The sequence below is a fragment of the Vibrio sp. 1978 genome (assembly GCF_033344345.1).
In genome coordinates this window covers 1-505 of sequence record NZ_JAWPOP010001095.1, presented here as the reverse complement: position 1 = coordinate 505, position 505 = coordinate 1, and the positions used below count along the sequence as shown (strand labels likewise).

Annotated in this window: 1 protein-coding gene; it reads right to left on the bottom strand. The window is 62.6% G+C overall.

The window, feature by feature from the left end; all coding sequences use genetic code 11:
- Nucleotides 1–505: cyclic diguanylate phosphodiesterase (locus R8N49_RS30845; RefSeq protein ID WP_318190913.1), on the bottom strand; the 505-nt coding region annotated here is incomplete at both ends.

Here is a 505-nt window from a genome sequence, read left to right as displayed (position 1 = left end):
ACTCGCCGATGTTTCCACGCCTTCGGCCACTACTTCCATGCCAAGCCCATGCGCAAGCTGAATCACGGTGCGCACGATGGTCTGGTCGCGGTGGTCGTTGGCGAGTCCGGCGACAAACGATTGGTCGATCTTGAGCGTGCTGATGGGGCAGCATTTCAGGTGTTGCAGGCAGGAATAGCCGGTGCCGAAGTCGTCGGCGGCGAAGCGCACACCGATCTGTCGCAAAGCTTCCAGGGCGGGGAAGATCGCCGGATCACCGAACGCAACCGATTCGGTCAGCTCAATTTCAAGATACGCGGCGGGCAACCCGGCATCGGCCAGCACGCCCTTTACCCACTTGTCGAAATCTGGCCCCACTTGGCTCGCCGAAACATTGACGGCCAGCCGGAACGGTTGCCATGCCAGCACCCGCCAGTCGCGCATTTGACGGCAGGCTGCGCCCAGCACCCATGCGCCGATTTCCGGCATCAGGCCGGACGATTCGATCACGGGCAGGAACTGGCCC